Source organism: Paenibacillus sp. NPDC058071, assembly GCF_042885235.1.
Lineage (GTDB): Bacteria > Bacillota > Bacilli > Paenibacillales > Paenibacillaceae > Pristimantibacillus.
Window position 1 is genome coordinate 167,809 of record NZ_JBHVSK010000009.1, and the last position, 14,588, is coordinate 182,396.

Here is a 14,588-nt window from a genome sequence, read left to right on the forward strand (position 1 = left end):
TGTCGCCGCGCCAGGCGCAGCCCGCTAACTTAGCTTTCAATTTCAGTACGGATAGAGAAGCGATCGACAGTATCTCTCGGGCGCTTCTTATATCCAAAAAAAGGGCGGTGAGAGAGGCTTTCACCTTCTGACCACCCTTTGTTGACTAGCAAGACCTGTTGCAATTAAGCAGTTGTTTGCTCGCCTTGGTTAGCTTCAACAATTGCGTCAGCCATTTTGGACGTAAGCAGCTTAACCGCACGAATTGCGTCGTCGTTGCCCGGAATAACATAGTCGATTTCGTCCGGATCGCAGTTCGTGTCAACGATGCCTACAATTGGGATACCCAATTTGCGAGCTTCGGCAACCGCGATGCGCTCTTTGCGAGGATCGATGATGAACAGCGCGCTAGGCAGGCCCTTCATACCTTTGATGCCGCCGAGGAATTTTTCCAGACGGTCTTTTTCTTTGTTAAGAATGATTACTTCTTTTTTAGGAAGCACTTCGAACGTGCCGTCTTCCGCCCATTTCTCAAGCGTGCGAAGACGCTCGATACGTTTTTGAATCGTTTGGAAGTTCGTCAGCGTACCGCCGAGCCAACGTTGGTTGATGTAGAAGTTGCCGCAACGTTCCGCTTCTTCTTTCACGGAATCTTGCGCTTGTTTTTTCGTGCCGACGAACAGCATAGTGCCGCCTTCAGCTGCGATCGAGCGAACAAAGTTGTAAGCTTCCTCAACTTTTTTCACTGTTTTTTGCAAATCGATGATGTAAATGCCGTTTCTTTCGGTGAAGATATAACGATCCATCTTAGGGTTCCAACGACGAGTTTGGTGACCGAAGTGTACCCCAGCTTCGAGAAGCTGTTTCATGGAGATAACCGCCATTTCTTCAACACCTCCTGTTATGGTTTTTTGTGTGTTCTCCTCCGCCGACGTCATCTCTCGCTAAAACTTCCGGCTGCCGGAAGCACCATTAGCGAAATTAATCGACGTGTGTTTTTAACACCGTCAATTACTATATCATATTCGCCCTCCCGGTGCAATAAGCAACTGGATGCTTGCGCAACAATTATTCGACGCCGCGTTTGGCCAGCTCCTCCCGCTCTTCCTTCGTCAGCGGCTGGCCTGTAATTGTCCGAACGACATCCGCCAGCTCCGGCTGACCGGTAAATAAGAAATAGCCGGCGCGAACCCGTTTGTTTTTACGTTTCATTTCCGCAATTAGCGACGCTTGCTTGTCGATTACACCTGCATCTGCAAGCCGTTTGGCCGTTTGCGTCAAATTCATGCCTCCTTCGATCTGCACGACCCGCTCAAGCGGCGGCTCGTCCTTAGAAGGCGCTTCGGTCTGCGGCGGCGGGGATGTCGCGTCGTTTGGCGACGGCTTTGGCGTTTCCGTACTCGTCCCTTGTTCTTTTCCATCCGCATCGTCTGCCTCTGGTTTGCCCGCTTCTCCTCCGGCTTTAGCGCTGTCCGATGGAGCGGCCGCACCTTGCGCAGCAGCACGCTCCGCCGCAATCGCGTCGTCAAGCTCGCGCTGCGTGTACACCTTCTCCTCCGCACCGCTCCCCAGACGCTCGCCGAGCGAAGCCTCGCTGCGCTCGCCAATTAGCATCAATTGCAGCAGCAAGGCGCCGATCATGATGCCGACGCCCAGCCCTGTAAGAAACATGCGATTTTTAAACACGGGCTGCCGCCTCCTCCTGCTTGACCAGTTGCAGAATCAGCTGCACCTCGCCCTTGTTCATGCCGAGCTTCTTGGCGATCGTCTCGATCGACTTGCCTTCTTTGTACAGTGCAAGCAAATCGGCGTATCGAGATTGAATCGTCGGCTTGACGGCAGCGGATACAGCTGCCGGCGGCACTTCATGCGTTGTCTCCGTTTCCTGAACGTGAAGCTGCGCCGCCGTTCCTGCAGGCTGCTGCGGTGCAGCGGCGTAAGCAGGTACTGCAGGCTGCTGCGGTGCAGCGGCGTAAGCAGGTACTGCGATCCGCCGCGATTCTTCGAGCCCTCGCTCCAACTCGCTCACTTTGCGCTCGAGCTCGGCGATGCGCTGCTCCTTGCGTTCGTCCTGCGCTTTCGTTTGCTCGCGGAAATCGGCAACAAGCTTGACCAGCTCTTTCTGGTCAAGCTCCATATTTTCCATAAATTGTTCCAGCGCAAGCTCCATGTTGCTCACCGACTGGCCGTTCGAATCCCCATCCCTCTTCGGTTTCGGGACGAAGAGCGCCGCGACAAGCACGACAGCTCCGACTAGTACCACATAGGTCCATTCATTCATTTTTGCACCTGCCTAACCTGATTAACTTACAGCGTGATGTCGAGATGGCGCCCTTTGTACGGATGCTCCGGCTCGGAAGGCTGCGGCTGCTCGTTCTCATCCGCATCCTTTCGGCCTGACTGTTTGCGTTTATAAGGTGACTGTTGCCGTTCCTGATCCCCACGCACGTTCAAGCCGACGCTCTGCTCGACATGCTCGTTCTTGCTGCGCATCATTTCCGTCCGTTTCGCTTCTTCATCGGCCAGCCTCATCTGCTGGTCAACCGGCCTATGATTCGCCTGTCCCTGCATACCGCTCAATTCAGGGGTACGCGGAATCGAGATTTGCAGATCGATCGGTTTGAACGCCATATGAATCATCTCCTTTATTCGCTTCTACCGTTTGCCGTACCGAGCCGTACATTCCATTACAGTCAGCCTGCCATTAGGCAAAATAGGGAAAATGAACGATTTCCCCTTCCGAATAGCGGAAGGAAACACGCTGCACCGAATCTTTTACAAATTTGGTATAGCGGCCTATGACGATTTTTACACCGCCGTAGATTGTGTGGCTGATATCGACCTTTGCCTTATCGGTATCTTCAAGCATTCTCTCGATCTCCAGAATGCGCTCCCGGTGCTGTTCGATTTCGGAGACCGCCATTCGTTTCGTCGCTCCAAGCTTGATTCGCAGTCCGAGCTTCTCTTCTGAGAGTTGGCCGGCAGCGGCCATCTGATCGAGCAGCGTCAGCGCCTTATCGGTTTTATCCAAGTTCTCGCTGTGGGACTTCAGGCTGACCCGCAAATCGCTCAGTTCATGCCGCAGTTCGGGAACGACGCCAACTTCAATGACCGTTGCGGTCGACATCGTGTTGCCAATAACGCGCGCGGAAACAAGCTCTCCGGACTGTATGACACCGCCGACGATCAGCCCTTTCGTTCCGCTGCAGATGACAGCTCTTCCGGCACGGACATTCGAATGCATAATGCTTTGCGAGACAAGCACGTCTTCTCCCGCGATGACGTTGCCGTCCTGAATGAAAGAGCTTTTGAGCGTCTTGGCTGCTTTGACATAGCCTTTGTTACCCGCCATAATGCCGCCGGTAATTTCAATCGAGGCTTCCGACTCCAGCTCCGCCCCTTCTACGCCGCCAACGATGCGAATATCGCCCGCTGCCTTCACCCGAAAGCCGCTTAACACATTGCCGCGGATGACGACAGTGCCGACAAAATCGATATTACCGACGCGATAATCGACGTCTCCATTCACTTCATAAACCGGAAAAACGTTAATTTTGTCTTTGTCCGTCATCGTTATCAAACCGTCGATCGCCGCGTACAAAGCGGTTTGCTCGCCGTTCAGCACAACGTTCTTACCGACCTTGAACCGTGCCTGACGGCCTTGCTTCGGCGGGATTTCCTCGCCTGTAACCGTCATGCCGGAAGGGCCGAACTGAGCCTCTACCCGTTCCGCAATTAACTGTCCGCGCTTTACGTTCTTCAGCTGCGATACTTCCTTATAATCGACCTTCCCGTCTTCCAGCTCTGCCGGACGGTGCTCGCGGTCTTTCATATCGTAAATAAATCGTATGTATCCGTCCTTGCCTGCTTGCGCTTCCTGTCCGAATGCGACTAGCGTCTGCTCCTTGCAGTAAGCAAGCACGTTGGAGCTTATTCCGTTCAGAACGTCCGTCCGGATGCCGTGCGTAATGCCTTTGCTTCTAATAAATCGTTCTAGCTCCTCGGGCTTGCATGCGAATTGGTCGTCGATCCGATTAAATGTAAGGAAGGCAGACAGTTTATCCAATGATGTCTGAATACGCAGGTAAGATTCCAATTGCCGATCGTCCACCTAGGTTCCTCCCTTCTAATGCTGCATTAATTGATCTTTATGCTTAGCCAGCGCGCCTCTTAGCCGTAATATGGCTTTCGAGTGCAGCTGGGAAATTCGCGATGGTGACAGCGACATTACTTCCGCAATCTCGCTCAAAGAAAGCTCCTCGTAATAAAAGAGAGAAACGACCGTCCGTTCTTTCTCCGTCAGCTTATCAATGCCGCTGACTAACGATTGTTTTAGAAAAAAGTCGTGCACGGTATGATCCGGATTTTTCGCCCGATCGTCTACAAGCAGGCTCAATCTCGTCTCCGACTCCTCTTCGCGAATCGGGTCCTCCAACGAGCAAACCGTCGTGATGGCGATTTCATGAAGCATCGTCGTAAACTCTTTCTCGCTTATGTCCAAATAACTGCTGATTTCGGCGTCGCTAACGGAACGCAAATAGTGCTGCTCAAGCTTCTGATAAGCCTCTTCGACTTTCTTCGCTTTTTCCCGAATGGAACGGGGAACCCAGTCTCCTTGACGCAAACCGTCAATAATCGCTCCGCGAATGCGCCAGGAAGCATACGTTTCAAACTGCAAACCCCGGCCGTAATCGAATTTCTCGATCGCATCGATCAATCCCATCACGCCGTTGCTGGCCAGATCGTCTTTCGATACATTTTTCGGGAGACCGATCGCCATCCGATTCGTCACGTAATCGACCAGCGGCAAATATTGCTCAATCAGCCCTTTTTTCGCTTCGATATCGCCGTCTACCCTCCAAGCCTGCCACTTTTGGATGTCTAAAGACGCATTCATCGTCTCAACCTCCCGTCATGTGACGCACCGCTTTGGCCAGTTGCTCGGGATCGGCATTCGAAGCCGACACGAGCTGAGGCGGATTCAACGGGCGAAAATCGCCGTTGCCCTTGCTCGCCGCATTCGCCTTATCGGCTGCCGGCGCCGCTTCGCGGGCTCCCGGCTCCAGTTGAGCCTTCAGCAGTTCATTCAAATCTTCGCTCTCATCCGGCGTCGACGCGTCGAATTGAGTTCCTTTGCCTTGAGCGTCTTCCGCTTCCGGCGTTGCTGCAATAGCCGGCGGCTGTAAAATAACGCCGAGCGCAAAGCGCAAAACAAAAGCAATAACAGCAAAGGCGATGAATGCGTATAAGCTGCGCAGCAGCATTACGTCAAGCGGGTTTTTCCCCAAAGAGAACAAGATCGTCAAAAGTGCGCCAACTATTCCCAAGCCTAAATTCCATCGCCAGTTTCCTATCATTGTTTCAAATCTCCTTTACTCCAAGCTGCACGCTTCTAATCGTTAAAATGCCGCTCCTGCTGTCTATTTCGATCGTGCGTCCATAGTTGCCGCCTACATCCTGCGCAATAATAGGAAGTGAGTATCGCGTTGCCATCGCCAGGCAGGATTCGACGTTACGGGGACCGATGCGCAAGGAATCGGATTGCCCGGAAAAGGCGAACATCTGAGCGCCGCCTGCCATTTTGACGACGGACCGTCTCAGGACCGCACCCACTCCGGCCATCCGCTCAATAAGCTCTGGTATGGCCGTATCCGCATACTTCGCGATATTAATCGTCGTTTCCCGGGCGATTTCCGAGGATGGCAGCATGACATGCGCCATACCGGCAACTTTTGCGATGGGATCGTAAATCGTCATGCCGACGCAAGAGCCAAGCCCTGTCGTTTTCAAAATATTCCCGTCTGTTGCTATGTTCAGATCTGCCATGCCTACCTTGATCACGGTTTGCTCATTCATTCTGTAACTACTCCTAGAGCCTTGAAAATTTTATTGAATGATTCCGGATCCGGAATAAGAAAGAAGTGCCCCTCCAAATCTTGTCGGTCCTCCAAGAACGTCGTCTCGATCAACAAAGCGGAATCGCCCATTTCACCGTATTGCACAATCCCATAGCTCAGAATGGCTCCGGCCATATCCATCACCGCAGAAGGAACGGACGGCGTCATCGACAATCTCGTAAAATCGGCAAGCGAGGACAGATAGGAACCGGCCAAAATATTGCCGATCTCACAGAGGGTCGACCATTCGAGCTCGGTGTAACCAACCCTCCCCGCGTCCGGGACGGACAGCAGCTGCCCAAGAAGATTTCTCGCCGAATGCTCTTGAATGATAAAAAACATATTGCCCGGCGCATCGCCCTCCACCCTTAAAAACACGGCAATGACGACCTGCTCCGAGCCGCCTACGCGTTCGGCGATTTCCTCGAAGGGCAGTAAACTAACCTTCGGCACGGCCATATCGACCGGCTTGTCCAGCAGTCTCGATAAGGCGGTCGCGGCGTTTCCGGCCCCTATGTTGCCTACTTCTTTCAATACATCAAGTTCGAATTCTTCAAATCTACCGAATGAGCTCACTGCTATACCTCAAGCTGCTCAAGCTGAATAATTTCGTTCTTGTTAAGCACTTCGTTCAGGTTAAGCATAACGAGCAGCCGGTTCTCGCCAAGCTTCGCGATGCCATGCAAATATTTCGCTTTAATGCCGCCTACGATTTCAGGAGGGCTGTCGATCTTATCCGTATCGATATCGATAACGTCATTGGCTGCGTCTACGATAAAGCCGACTTCTAGATCCGCTACCGCAACGACGATAATGCGGGTGTTCTCGGTAGGAGCCGCTTCGGCCAATCCAAACCGGCCGCGCAAATCGATAATCGGAACGACGATGCCGCGCAGATTGATAACGCCTTTAATGAAACCCGGCGTTTTCGGAACGCGAGTGATCGGGGACAGCCGTTCGATGGTCCGGACTTTGTCCACCTCGATGCCGTATTCTTCATCTCCAAGACCAAATACAATTACTTTCAATTCTTCTCCCATCTTGAAACCCTCCCTATTATTTAATTAGTGCGTTTGTATCGATAATCAAAGCCACTTGCCCGTCGCCTAGAATAGTCGCGCCAGAGATCGCTTCGATGTTCGTTAAATATTTACCCAGCGATTTCAGCACGATTTCGCTTTGGCCGATAAATTCGTCGACCGTCAGCGCCGCCCATTTGTCTCCCTTGCGGATAACGACGATTTCCGTCTCTTCCTCGTCCTTCTCGCTATAGTCCGGCGATTCGAACACGCGGCTGAGCGAAATGAGCGGAATAACCGAACCGCGGAACTCGATCATCCGATTGCCGTGCACGTTCAATATTTGTTCCTTACGGACAATACCCGTCTCGATAATCGAAGAGAGCGGAATCGCATATTTCTCGGAGCCCAGCTTGATGAGCATTGCCGAAATGATCGACAGCGTCAACGGCAGCTGAACCGAAAACTTCGTCCCTTTACCAAGCGCCGAATCGACGGTAACGTTGCCGCCGAGCGACGTGATTTTGGAACGAACAACATCAAGACCTACGCCACGACCTGAAATATCCGAAATTTTATCCGCCGTACTGAAGCCAGCCGCGAAAATAAGCATATGAATCTCGTCATTGCTCAGTCTCTTCGCTTCCTCTTCGGTCACGACTCCGTTCTTGATAGCCGTCTTTAGCACTTTCTCGCGGTTGATACCGGCGCCATCCTCTTCCACTTCGATAAACACATGATTGCCGCTGTGGAATGCTCTCAGATGAATCGTGCCGTTTTCCGGTTTGCCCGCCGCGAGCCGATCCTGCACTGTCTCAATGCCGTGATCGACCGAATTGCGAAGCAAGTGGACGAGCGGATCGCCGATCTCGTCGATGACGGTACGATCAAGCTCCGTATCCGCGCCTGTAATAATGAGATCGATTTTCTTGTCGAGCGACTTGGCCAAATCGCGAACCATCCGCGGGAAGCGGTTGAATACGGTGTCGACCGGTACCATTCGAAGCTTCAGTACGATGCTTTGCAGATCCGAGGTGACGCGAGACATATGCTCAACCGTTTCTGATAGTTCGCTGCGCTTGATTTCGCTGGAAAGTTGTTCCAAGCGGCCGCGATCGATGACAAGCTCGCTGAATAAATTCATGAGCGTGTCAAGCCGATCAATGTCGACGCGAATCGTTCTGGACACGGGAGCCGATGCTCCGGCAGCAGCGGTCTGGCTGCGCGCCGCGGCCGCTTGTGCGACAGGTGCTTCGCTTGCCGCAGCCGATACTGCAGTCGCAGGTTTCTCGGCCGGCGCTTCCGGTTCTTTCGGTTTCGTGCCTAGCAATGTGAGAGACTCCTCATCCAGCAGCGTCACCGCAGCCGATTCAATCTCGGACACCGACAAAATTTGCTTTTGCAGTTCCTCCGAAGAAAGCTTCGAAATCGTAAAGACGACGAAGGAACGGTCAAATTTCTCTTGCTCCAGGTCCTGTACCGAAGGCTCGGACTTGACAATCTCTCCCGCTCGCTCCAGTAAATCGAACACCATATAAGAGCGCGCCGCTTTCAGGACGCAATCCTCGTTAATATGAACTTGAATATGGTAAGCTTGCAGGCCGCTCTCGATCGATTGCAGCAAAATCGACATTTGGAATTCATCCAAGTCGACCGCGCCGCCGCTCTGAGACGTTCCTTTGCTTGGCGTGCCGGCTGCTGTTGCTGCAGCGCCCCCGCCCGTTTTGTACTCGCCTTTAAAAATCGATTGCAGCGAAGCGACGATCGCCGTAACATCGGCCTTGCCCGTCCCGCCGCCAACAATGTCCTGCACCATCGCTTCCAGCGCGTCCAATCCTTTGAACAACGTATCGAAAATAAAGCTGTCCATCTTCAGCTTGCTGTTCCGCACAAGATCGAGCACGTTCTCCATCTCGTGCGTCAGCGAAGCCAAATCCTCGAAGCCCATCGTTGCCGACATGCCTTTCAGCGTATGGGCCGAACGGAAGATAGACTGTACAATCGTCAAATCTTCCGGCTCGCCTTCCAGTCGCAGTAAGTTTTCATTCAAAGCTTGCAAATGATCGTTGGACTCGTCGATAAACATCGACAGATAAGCATTCATATCCATGGTGCTGCACCTCCTGTTTCGACTTTGGCTTTACGATTTCGTTACGAGCTGACCGAGTTCGGAAGCGATTCGGTTCAGCGGCAAAACGACGCTTGCAGCTCCGGCTTCCACCGCGCAGCGCGGCATGCCGTAGACGACGCAAGTTTCTTCCGACTCCGCAATTGTCGATTCCGCCCCGCTCTCGGCAAGCAACTTCATTCCTTTAGCGCCGTCACTGCCCATGCCGGTCATAATAACGGCATGACGCTTCAGCTCCTGATAAGGAACGAGTGATTCGAACAGCACATCCACCGAAGGCCGGTGTCCATTGCGCGGCGGCTGCTGGTTCAACTGAACGCTGTAACCGTTCGCGTCCCGCGCGACCTCCAAGTGATAGCCGCCTGGCGCAACATAGACAACTCCCGGCTGCAGCCGCTCTCCTTGCGTCGCCTCGACGACCTGCAAAGCGCTAAAGCTGTCGAGCCGCTGCGCGAGGGACTTTGTAAACTTAGGCGGCATATGCTGGACAACAAGCACCGGCGCCGGCAATCCGGCCGGCAGAGAGCTGATTACCTCATGCAAAGCGCGCGGGCCGCCTGTCGACGTGCCAATGGCAATAATATGGCGGAAGTCGCCGGCACGGACAGATGCGACCTCGCTTGGCGGTGCAAGCTTCTTTCCTTGCTTTTGCCGCTCGGTCCGTGCCGGAGGTAAAGCTTCGGCCGGCCGTTTGAGCGCGCGCTCCGGCAGCGGCTTGAACGTTGCTTCCCCGCCAGTTAACGGCGTTGTCGTATCCCGTTTCCTCGACTTCGACTCCCCTTGCTTGTCTGCCTGCTTGTCCAGCGGCCCAGTCTGTGGCTTCGAAAGCGGCTTCGCTGCCGGCTTCACAGGCTTCTCCACCGCTTCCTTCGCCTGCTCGAGCGCCTCGCCAAGCGCTTGCAGCCGCTGTTCCTGTTGCTCGCGCTTCAGTCTCAGCAACTGCTGATCCGGATCGGGCTCGCGCGTTTCGAAGGACGAAGCGTGACGCTTCGTCAGCACGGCTATGGTCAGCTTCTCAAGCAGCAGCTCGCTGACTTGCACGATATCGTTGGAGTTCGCGCCGGACGGCTTTCGAATAAAGTCGAAAGCACCGTACTGAAGCGCTTTGATTGTCTCCCGGGTGTTCTCTTCGCTGATGCCGGACAGCATGATAACGGGAAGCGGATACCGCTTCATGATGATCTGGAGCGCGTCGATACCGTTCATCTCTGGCATCTCCAAGTCGAGCGTGATCGCATCCGGCTTTAGCGTCTCTACCGCCTGGATCGCTTCAAGACCGTTCGCTGCGGTGCCCGCTATCGTAAACTGCTCGTCTTGTAAAATGAAATCGCTAAAAATTTTTCGCATGAACGGTGAATCGTCCACGACGAGAATGCGATAAGGAGCCATTGTTTTCCCCCTTGTTGGCAAAGGACTATCTCGATAGCCTGAACATTTTATGTAAAAATCCTTTGACGCCTCCGGTTGTCTCGGAGACATCGGAAGCCGCTGAAACATCCGATTCCAGATAACGTTTCGCAATGTCTTCGATCGCTCTTGCTGCATCCGTTCCGGGATAGGCGATCGTAAAAGGCACTTGCCGTTTGACCGCTTTGGACACGTTCGGATCGTCCGGCACGATGCCGAGAGAAGGCAATTCCGAGTGGAGAAAACGCTGCGCCACCATAGCGATCTTATCGATCGTCTGTTTGCCCTCTTTCCGGTCAACCGCCCGATTGACTACGAGCTTAAAGCTTGCATCAATGCCCATGCCCTTCACCATCTTGATCAGTGCGTATGCATCCGTGATCGATGTCGGCTCCGGCGTCGTCACGACAATGGCCTCCTGCGCCGCCGCAATGAACCTTGCCGTTTCCTTCGACAGCCCTGCTCCCGTATCGAACAGGATGACATCGTACATGCCGTGAAGCTTGCCTATCTGATCCATAAACTTATGCAGCTCTTCGTCGGACAAATCTAGTAAATCATTGAAGCCCGATCCTCCAGCGATAAAATGAAGTCCGTTTGGTCCGAGCTGGATAATGTCCCAGATCGTTTTGTCCAGCTTGAGCAAATGATAGAGATGGTAGGGAGAGCTGACGCCAAGCAGCACGTCGATATTCGCCATCCCGATGTCAGCGTCAAAGAGGAGAACCTTTTGCCCTAGCCGCTGCAGCGACAATGCAAAATTAAGGCTGAAATTCGATTTGCCGACGCCGCCTTTACCGCTTGTTACTGTGACGATGCGCGTCGCTCTGCTGTTGCCCGATTGCTTGACGAGGTTGCGTAGCGCTTCGGCTTGATCATTCATGGCCCTGGCGCTCCCAACAGCTCGCTCACATATCCGGCCAGCTCGAACGGAGCAATGTCATCCGGCACATTCTGACCGCGTCCGACATAGGTCGGCTTCAGTCCGTACTGCAGCGTCAAATTTAAAATGGAACCAAAAACCGACGTTTCATCGAGCTTCGTATAGAGCGCTTTGCCTACTCCGTATTTAACGAAATTGTCCGCAACCGCCGTCATGTCCTTCGTTTTGCCGGTCAAGCTGAGCACCAGCACCGTTTCGCTTGCTTCGCTCGTTTGGAGCAGGCTGTACGCTTCCGAAACATGCAGCTCATTTCGGAAATTTCGTCCCGCCGTGTCCATATAGATGAGCTCGCGGTCTTCCAGTTGAACAAATGCTTTCGGTAAATCCATCGGTGAAAATACGACTTCGATCGGTACGTTCAAGATGTTGGCGTATGTCCGCAACTGATCGACGGCCGCAATTCGGTAAGTGTCAGAAGTAACGAAACCGACGCGACGGCCCAGCTTGATCGTCTGTTCGGCCGCCAGCTTGGCGATCGTCGTCGTCTTGCCGACGCCGGTAGGTCCGACGAAATGAACGACTCTGGCATCCGCTTTCAGCAACTCGCCGCAATACGGCGTCATCCATTCTGTGATGAGCTCGCGCGCGCCGTTCCATGCCGCCACCTCGTCGAAGGAATCCGGCTGTTCCTGTCTCCTCAATTCCAGCTCGTCCAACAAGCGGCGTATCAAGTCAGGCTCTACTTCCTGCTCGGTCAATCGTTCGTACAGCGCCTTCAAAGGCACTGGCATTTCTTGTCCCGGTTGTTTCGTCTGCAACTGCAGCAGCGATTGCTTAATAACTCGTATCTCATCCATCAATTCGTCATTAATCCGATTAAGCGCCTGCGACGGCAACGGGCGGTCCATGACCGCCGTCGCCGCTGCCGACGCATTCGGAACGGGCTCTGTAATTGGTTGGGCGGAAGCAGCTGAGCTCTGCTTCCGGACCGTTTCGTTGATGGCGCTTATGACCGCCTCATATTCAGCGGGAGGCTGCTTCCGCGGCTGCGCCGCTTTCTCCTGCCGGCCGTTCGATTCGACGGCGGCGATCACTTCCATCTTCTTCTTTTTGAACATTCCAAGAAATCCGCCTACGCGAATTTCCTTCGTGTTCAAAATAACGGCATCCTTGCCGAGCTCGCTGCGAATCATCGGCAAAGCTTCCGGCAAAGCATTAACGATGTATCGTTTCACCCTCATAAGTTCACCACCCCAACGCTTTGAACTTCAATGTTAGGCTCCAGCTCGCTGTAGGAAATAACCGGTACGTCCTGCATCGTGCGCTCGACAATTTGCCGCAAGTACATCCGTATAGTCGGCGAAGTTAATACGACAGGCTGCTGGCCGGTTTGAATTTGCTTCATCACCTGCTCGTTTAATCTGGAGTAGATTTGCTGCGTCACGATCGGATCGAGAGCGATATAGGTTCCCTGTTCCGATTGCTGCACCGATTCGGCGATTTTCTTCTCCAGCGCCGGGCCGACTGTAATGACACGAAGCGTATCTCCCGCAGCAGAGAATTGCTGGGTGATTTGACGAGACAACGCTTGACGCACATACTCGGTCAATATATCCGTATCCTTCGTATAGGCGCCTTGATCGGCTAGCGATTCGAAGATCGTTACCAGATCCCGGATCGACACTTTCTCGCGAAGCAGCTTTGCCAGCACCTTCTGTAAATCGCCGATTGTTAGTATGGAAGGAATCAATTCTTCGATCAAAGCCGGATACGAATCCTTCACGTTCTCGACAAGCGCTTTCGTTTCCTGGCGGCCAATCAGCTCATGCGCATGGCGCTTAATAATTTCCGTCAAATGGGTCGCCACGACCGAAGGCGGATCGACAACCGTATAGCCCGAAAGCTCGGCTCGTTCCTTCATGGCCTCGTCGATCCAAACGGCAGGCAGGCCGAAGGCCGGCTCTGTCGTCTCGATGCCGATAATCGAATCATCTTCGATACCTGGGCTCATCGCGAGGTAATGGTTCAGCAGTAACTCGCCGCGAGCAACGACGTTGCCTTTAATTTTAATGACGTATTCGTTCGGCTTGAGCTGAATGTTATCGCGTATCCGGATGACCGGCACGATAAGACCGAGCTCAAGCGCGCATTGCCTCCTGATCATAATGATCCGGTCTAGCAAATCGCCGCCCTGCTGCGTATCTGCGAGCGGGATAAGTCCGTAGCCAAACTCGAATTCGATCGGGTCGACCTGAAGCAAGGACACGACGCTCTCAGGGCTTCGAACCTCTTCGATTTGCTGCTCCTCGACAAGCATTTCTTCCTGTTCCTGCTGCTTGTCGAGCGACTTCTGCATTCTCCATCCGCCATAGGCGAGCAGCGCCGAGAACGGAAGCGTGCGAAGCAGGCCGATCGGCGTGAACAATCCCAGCATCAGAATCGTTCCAGCAACGATATACAGCAGCTTTGGATATTTAAACAGCTGACTGGTTAGATCGTCGGCCATGTTGCCATCAGAAGCGGCTCTCGTTACGATTAGGCCGGCCGCTGTGGAAATAAGCAGCGCCGGAATTTGGCTGACGAGACCGTCACCGATCGTCAAGATCGAATAAGTTGACAACGCCTCTTGGAAGCCAAATCCATGTACGGCCATACCGATAATGAAACCGCCGATCAAGTTGATTAACAAGATGATGATTGACGCAATGGCATCGCCTTTTACGAACTTGCTCGCGCCGTCCATTGCGCCGTAGAAATCCGCTTCCCGCTCGATTTTAGAGCGGCGCTCGCGCGCTTGCTGCTCATTAATGAGGCCGGCGTTCAAATCAGCATCGATACTCATCTGTTTGCCGGGCATCGCGTCGAGCGTAAATCTCGCCGCAACTTCGGCTACGCGCTCGGAGCCTTTCGTAATGACGATAAACTGAACGACGACCAGAATGAGGAAGACGATAAAGCCGATGGCCACCTGTCCTCCGGCAACCCAGTCGCCAAACGTCTTTACGACCTCGCCCGCATGGGCATGAAGCAAAATATTGCGGGTCGTCGAGACGTTCAGCGCCAGCCGGAATAAGGTCGTGATAAGCAATATAGCCGGGAAGATCGAGAAATCGAGCGCTTCCTTCGTATTCATGGCGATAAGCAGAATAACCAACGCGATCGATATATTCAAAATAAGCAATATATCTAGCAGGAGAGGCGGGATGGGAATTACCATCATGAGTACGATACCGATGATCCCGAGCAGGATAGTTAGATCTTTTATTTTCATGATG

The 14,588-nt window shown here is 53.3% G+C and carries 15 protein-coding genes; all 15 read right to left on the reverse strand.

Annotated elements, in window-relative coordinates; genetic code table 11:
• Positions 1-164 precede the first annotated feature (164 nt).
• The gene (gene rpsB, locus ACFVTB_RS16540; protein WP_387751179.1) at positions 165-863 is read right to left on the reverse strand and encodes a 30S ribosomal protein S2; all 699 of its coding nucleotides are present in this window, start codon (positions 861-863) and stop codon (positions 165-167) included.
• 184 nt (positions 864-1,047) lie between these two features.
• Positions 1,048-1,665 (reverse strand): MltG/YceG/YrrL family protein, encoded by a 618-nt coding sequence (locus ACFVTB_RS16545; RefSeq protein ID WP_387751182.1) that lies wholly within the window; start codon positions 1,663-1,665, stop codon positions 1,048-1,050.
• Positions 1,658-2,260, reverse strand: a complete 603-nt coding sequence (locus ACFVTB_RS16550; RefSeq protein ID WP_387751184.1) for a DUF6115 domain-containing protein — start codon at positions 2,258-2,260, stop codon at positions 1,658-1,660. The genes ACFVTB_RS16545 and ACFVTB_RS16550 overlap by 8 nt, the downstream gene beginning before the upstream one ends.
• Before the next feature lie 26 nt (positions 2,261-2,286).
• A complete protein-coding gene (locus tag ACFVTB_RS16555; RefSeq protein ID WP_387751187.1) occupies positions 2,287-2,610 on the reverse strand; it encodes a hypothetical protein in 324 nt (107 codons plus the stop codon).
• 73 nt (positions 2,611-2,683) lie between these two features.
• Entirely contained in the window at positions 2,684-4,090 is a 1,407-nt protein-coding gene (locus ACFVTB_RS16560; RefSeq protein WP_387751190.1) for a flagellar assembly protein A, read from the reverse strand.
• A gap of 15 nt (positions 4,091-4,105) precedes the next feature.
• The gene (locus ACFVTB_RS16565; protein ID WP_387751193.1) at positions 4,106-4,876 is read right to left on the reverse strand and encodes a FliA/WhiG family RNA polymerase sigma factor; all 771 of its coding nucleotides are present in this window, start codon (positions 4,874-4,876) and stop codon (positions 4,106-4,108) included.
• A 4-nt stretch (positions 4,877-4,880) separates the two neighbouring features.
• Positions 4,881-5,336 carry a hypothetical protein gene (locus ACFVTB_RS16570; protein ID WP_387751196.1) on the reverse strand — a complete coding sequence of 152 codons (456 nt, stop codon included), beginning with the start codon at positions 5,334-5,336 and terminating at the stop codon, positions 4,881-4,883.
• A gap of 4 nt (positions 5,337-5,340) precedes the next feature.
• Complete coding sequence (locus ACFVTB_RS16575; protein ID WP_387751199.1) at positions 5,341-5,835, reverse strand: chemotaxis protein CheD; 495 nt, start codon at positions 5,833-5,835, stop codon at positions 5,341-5,343.
• Complete coding sequence (locus tag ACFVTB_RS16580; RefSeq protein WP_387751201.1) at positions 5,832-6,452, reverse strand: chemotaxis protein CheC; 621 nt, start codon at positions 6,450-6,452, stop codon at positions 5,832-5,834. Before ACFVTB_RS16580 ends, ACFVTB_RS16575 begins: the two co-directional genes overlap by 4 nt.
• A gap of 2 nt (positions 6,453-6,454) precedes the next feature.
• Positions 6,455-6,916, reverse strand: a complete 462-nt coding sequence (locus ACFVTB_RS16585) for a chemotaxis protein CheW (protein ID WP_387751204.1) — start codon at positions 6,914-6,916, stop codon at positions 6,455-6,457.
• 16 nt (positions 6,917-6,932) lie between these two features.
• On the reverse strand, positions 6,933-9,005 hold the full coding sequence (locus ACFVTB_RS16590; protein ID WP_387751207.1) for a chemotaxis protein CheW: 2,073 nt from the start codon (positions 9,003-9,005) through the stop codon (positions 6,933-6,935).
• A gap of 30 nt (positions 9,006-9,035) precedes the next feature.
• Complete coding sequence (locus tag ACFVTB_RS16595) at positions 9,036-10,412, reverse strand: protein-glutamate methylesterase/protein-glutamine glutaminase (RefSeq protein WP_387751210.1); 1,377 nt, start codon at positions 10,410-10,412, stop codon at positions 9,036-9,038.
• A 25-nt stretch (positions 10,413-10,437) separates the two neighbouring features.
• Complete coding sequence (locus ACFVTB_RS16600; RefSeq protein ID WP_387751213.1) at positions 10,438-11,313, reverse strand: MinD/ParA family protein; 876 nt, start codon at positions 11,311-11,313, stop codon at positions 10,438-10,440.
• Positions 11,310-12,554 (reverse strand): flagellar biosynthesis GTPase FlhF, encoded by a 1,245-nt coding sequence (flhF, locus tag ACFVTB_RS16605; RefSeq protein ID WP_387751216.1) that lies wholly within the window; start codon positions 12,552-12,554, stop codon positions 11,310-11,312. Before flhF ends, ACFVTB_RS16600 begins: the two co-directional genes overlap by 4 nt.
• The gene (gene flhA, locus ACFVTB_RS16610; protein WP_387751219.1) at positions 12,551-14,584 is read right to left on the reverse strand and encodes a flagellar biosynthesis protein FlhA; all 2,034 of its coding nucleotides are present in this window, start codon (positions 14,582-14,584) and stop codon (positions 12,551-12,553) included. Before flhA ends, flhF begins: the two co-directional genes overlap by 4 nt.
• Between the last annotated feature and the right edge of the window lie 4 nt (positions 14,585-14,588).

What these genes read in the sequence shown, in the direction of transcription:
- ACFVTB_RS16590 (WP_387751207.1), bottom strand. Translation starts at nt 9,005, where the DNA reads ATGGATATGAATGCTTATCTGTCGATGTTTATCGACGAGTCCAACGAT.
- ACFVTB_RS16555 (WP_387751187.1), bottom strand. Translation starts at nt 2,610, where the DNA reads ATGGCGTTCAAACCGATCGATCTGCAAATCTCGATTCCGCGTACCCCT.
- ACFVTB_RS16595 (WP_387751210.1), bottom strand. Translation starts at nt 10,412, where the DNA reads ATGGCTCCTTATCGCATTCTCGTCGTGGACGATTCACCGTTCATGCGA.
- ACFVTB_RS16565 (WP_387751193.1), bottom strand. Translation starts at nt 4,876, where the DNA reads ATGAATGCGTCTTTAGACATCCAAAAGTGGCAGGCTTGGAGGGTAGAC.
- ACFVTB_RS16570 (WP_387751196.1), bottom strand. Translation starts at nt 5,336, where the DNA reads ATGATAGGAAACTGGCGATGGAATTTAGGCTTGGGAATAGTTGGCGCA.
- flhA (WP_387751219.1), bottom strand. Translation starts at nt 14,584, where the DNA reads ATGAAAATAAAAGATCTAACTATCCTGCTCGGGATCATCGGTATCGTA.
- ACFVTB_RS16600 (WP_387751213.1), bottom strand. Translation starts at nt 11,313, where the DNA reads ATGAATGATCAAGCCGAAGCGCTACGCAACCTCGTCAAGCAATCGGGC.
- ACFVTB_RS16575 (WP_387751199.1), bottom strand. Translation starts at nt 5,835, where the DNA reads ATGAATGAGCAAACCGTGATCAAGGTAGGCATGGCAGATCTGAACATA.
- ACFVTB_RS16585 (WP_387751204.1), bottom strand. Translation starts at nt 6,916, where the DNA reads ATGGGAGAAGAATTGAAAGTAATTGTATTTGGTCTTGGAGATGAAGAA.
- ACFVTB_RS16550 (WP_387751184.1), bottom strand. Translation starts at nt 2,260, where the DNA reads ATGAATGAATGGACCTATGTGGTACTAGTCGGAGCTGTCGTGCTTGTC.
- rpsB (WP_387751179.1), bottom strand. Translation starts at nt 863, where the DNA reads ATGGCGGTTATCTCCATGAAACAGCTTCTCGAAGCTGGGGTACACTTC.
- flhF (WP_387751216.1), bottom strand. Translation starts at nt 12,554, where the DNA reads ATGAGGGTGAAACGATACATCGTTAATGCTTTGCCGGAAGCTTTGCCG.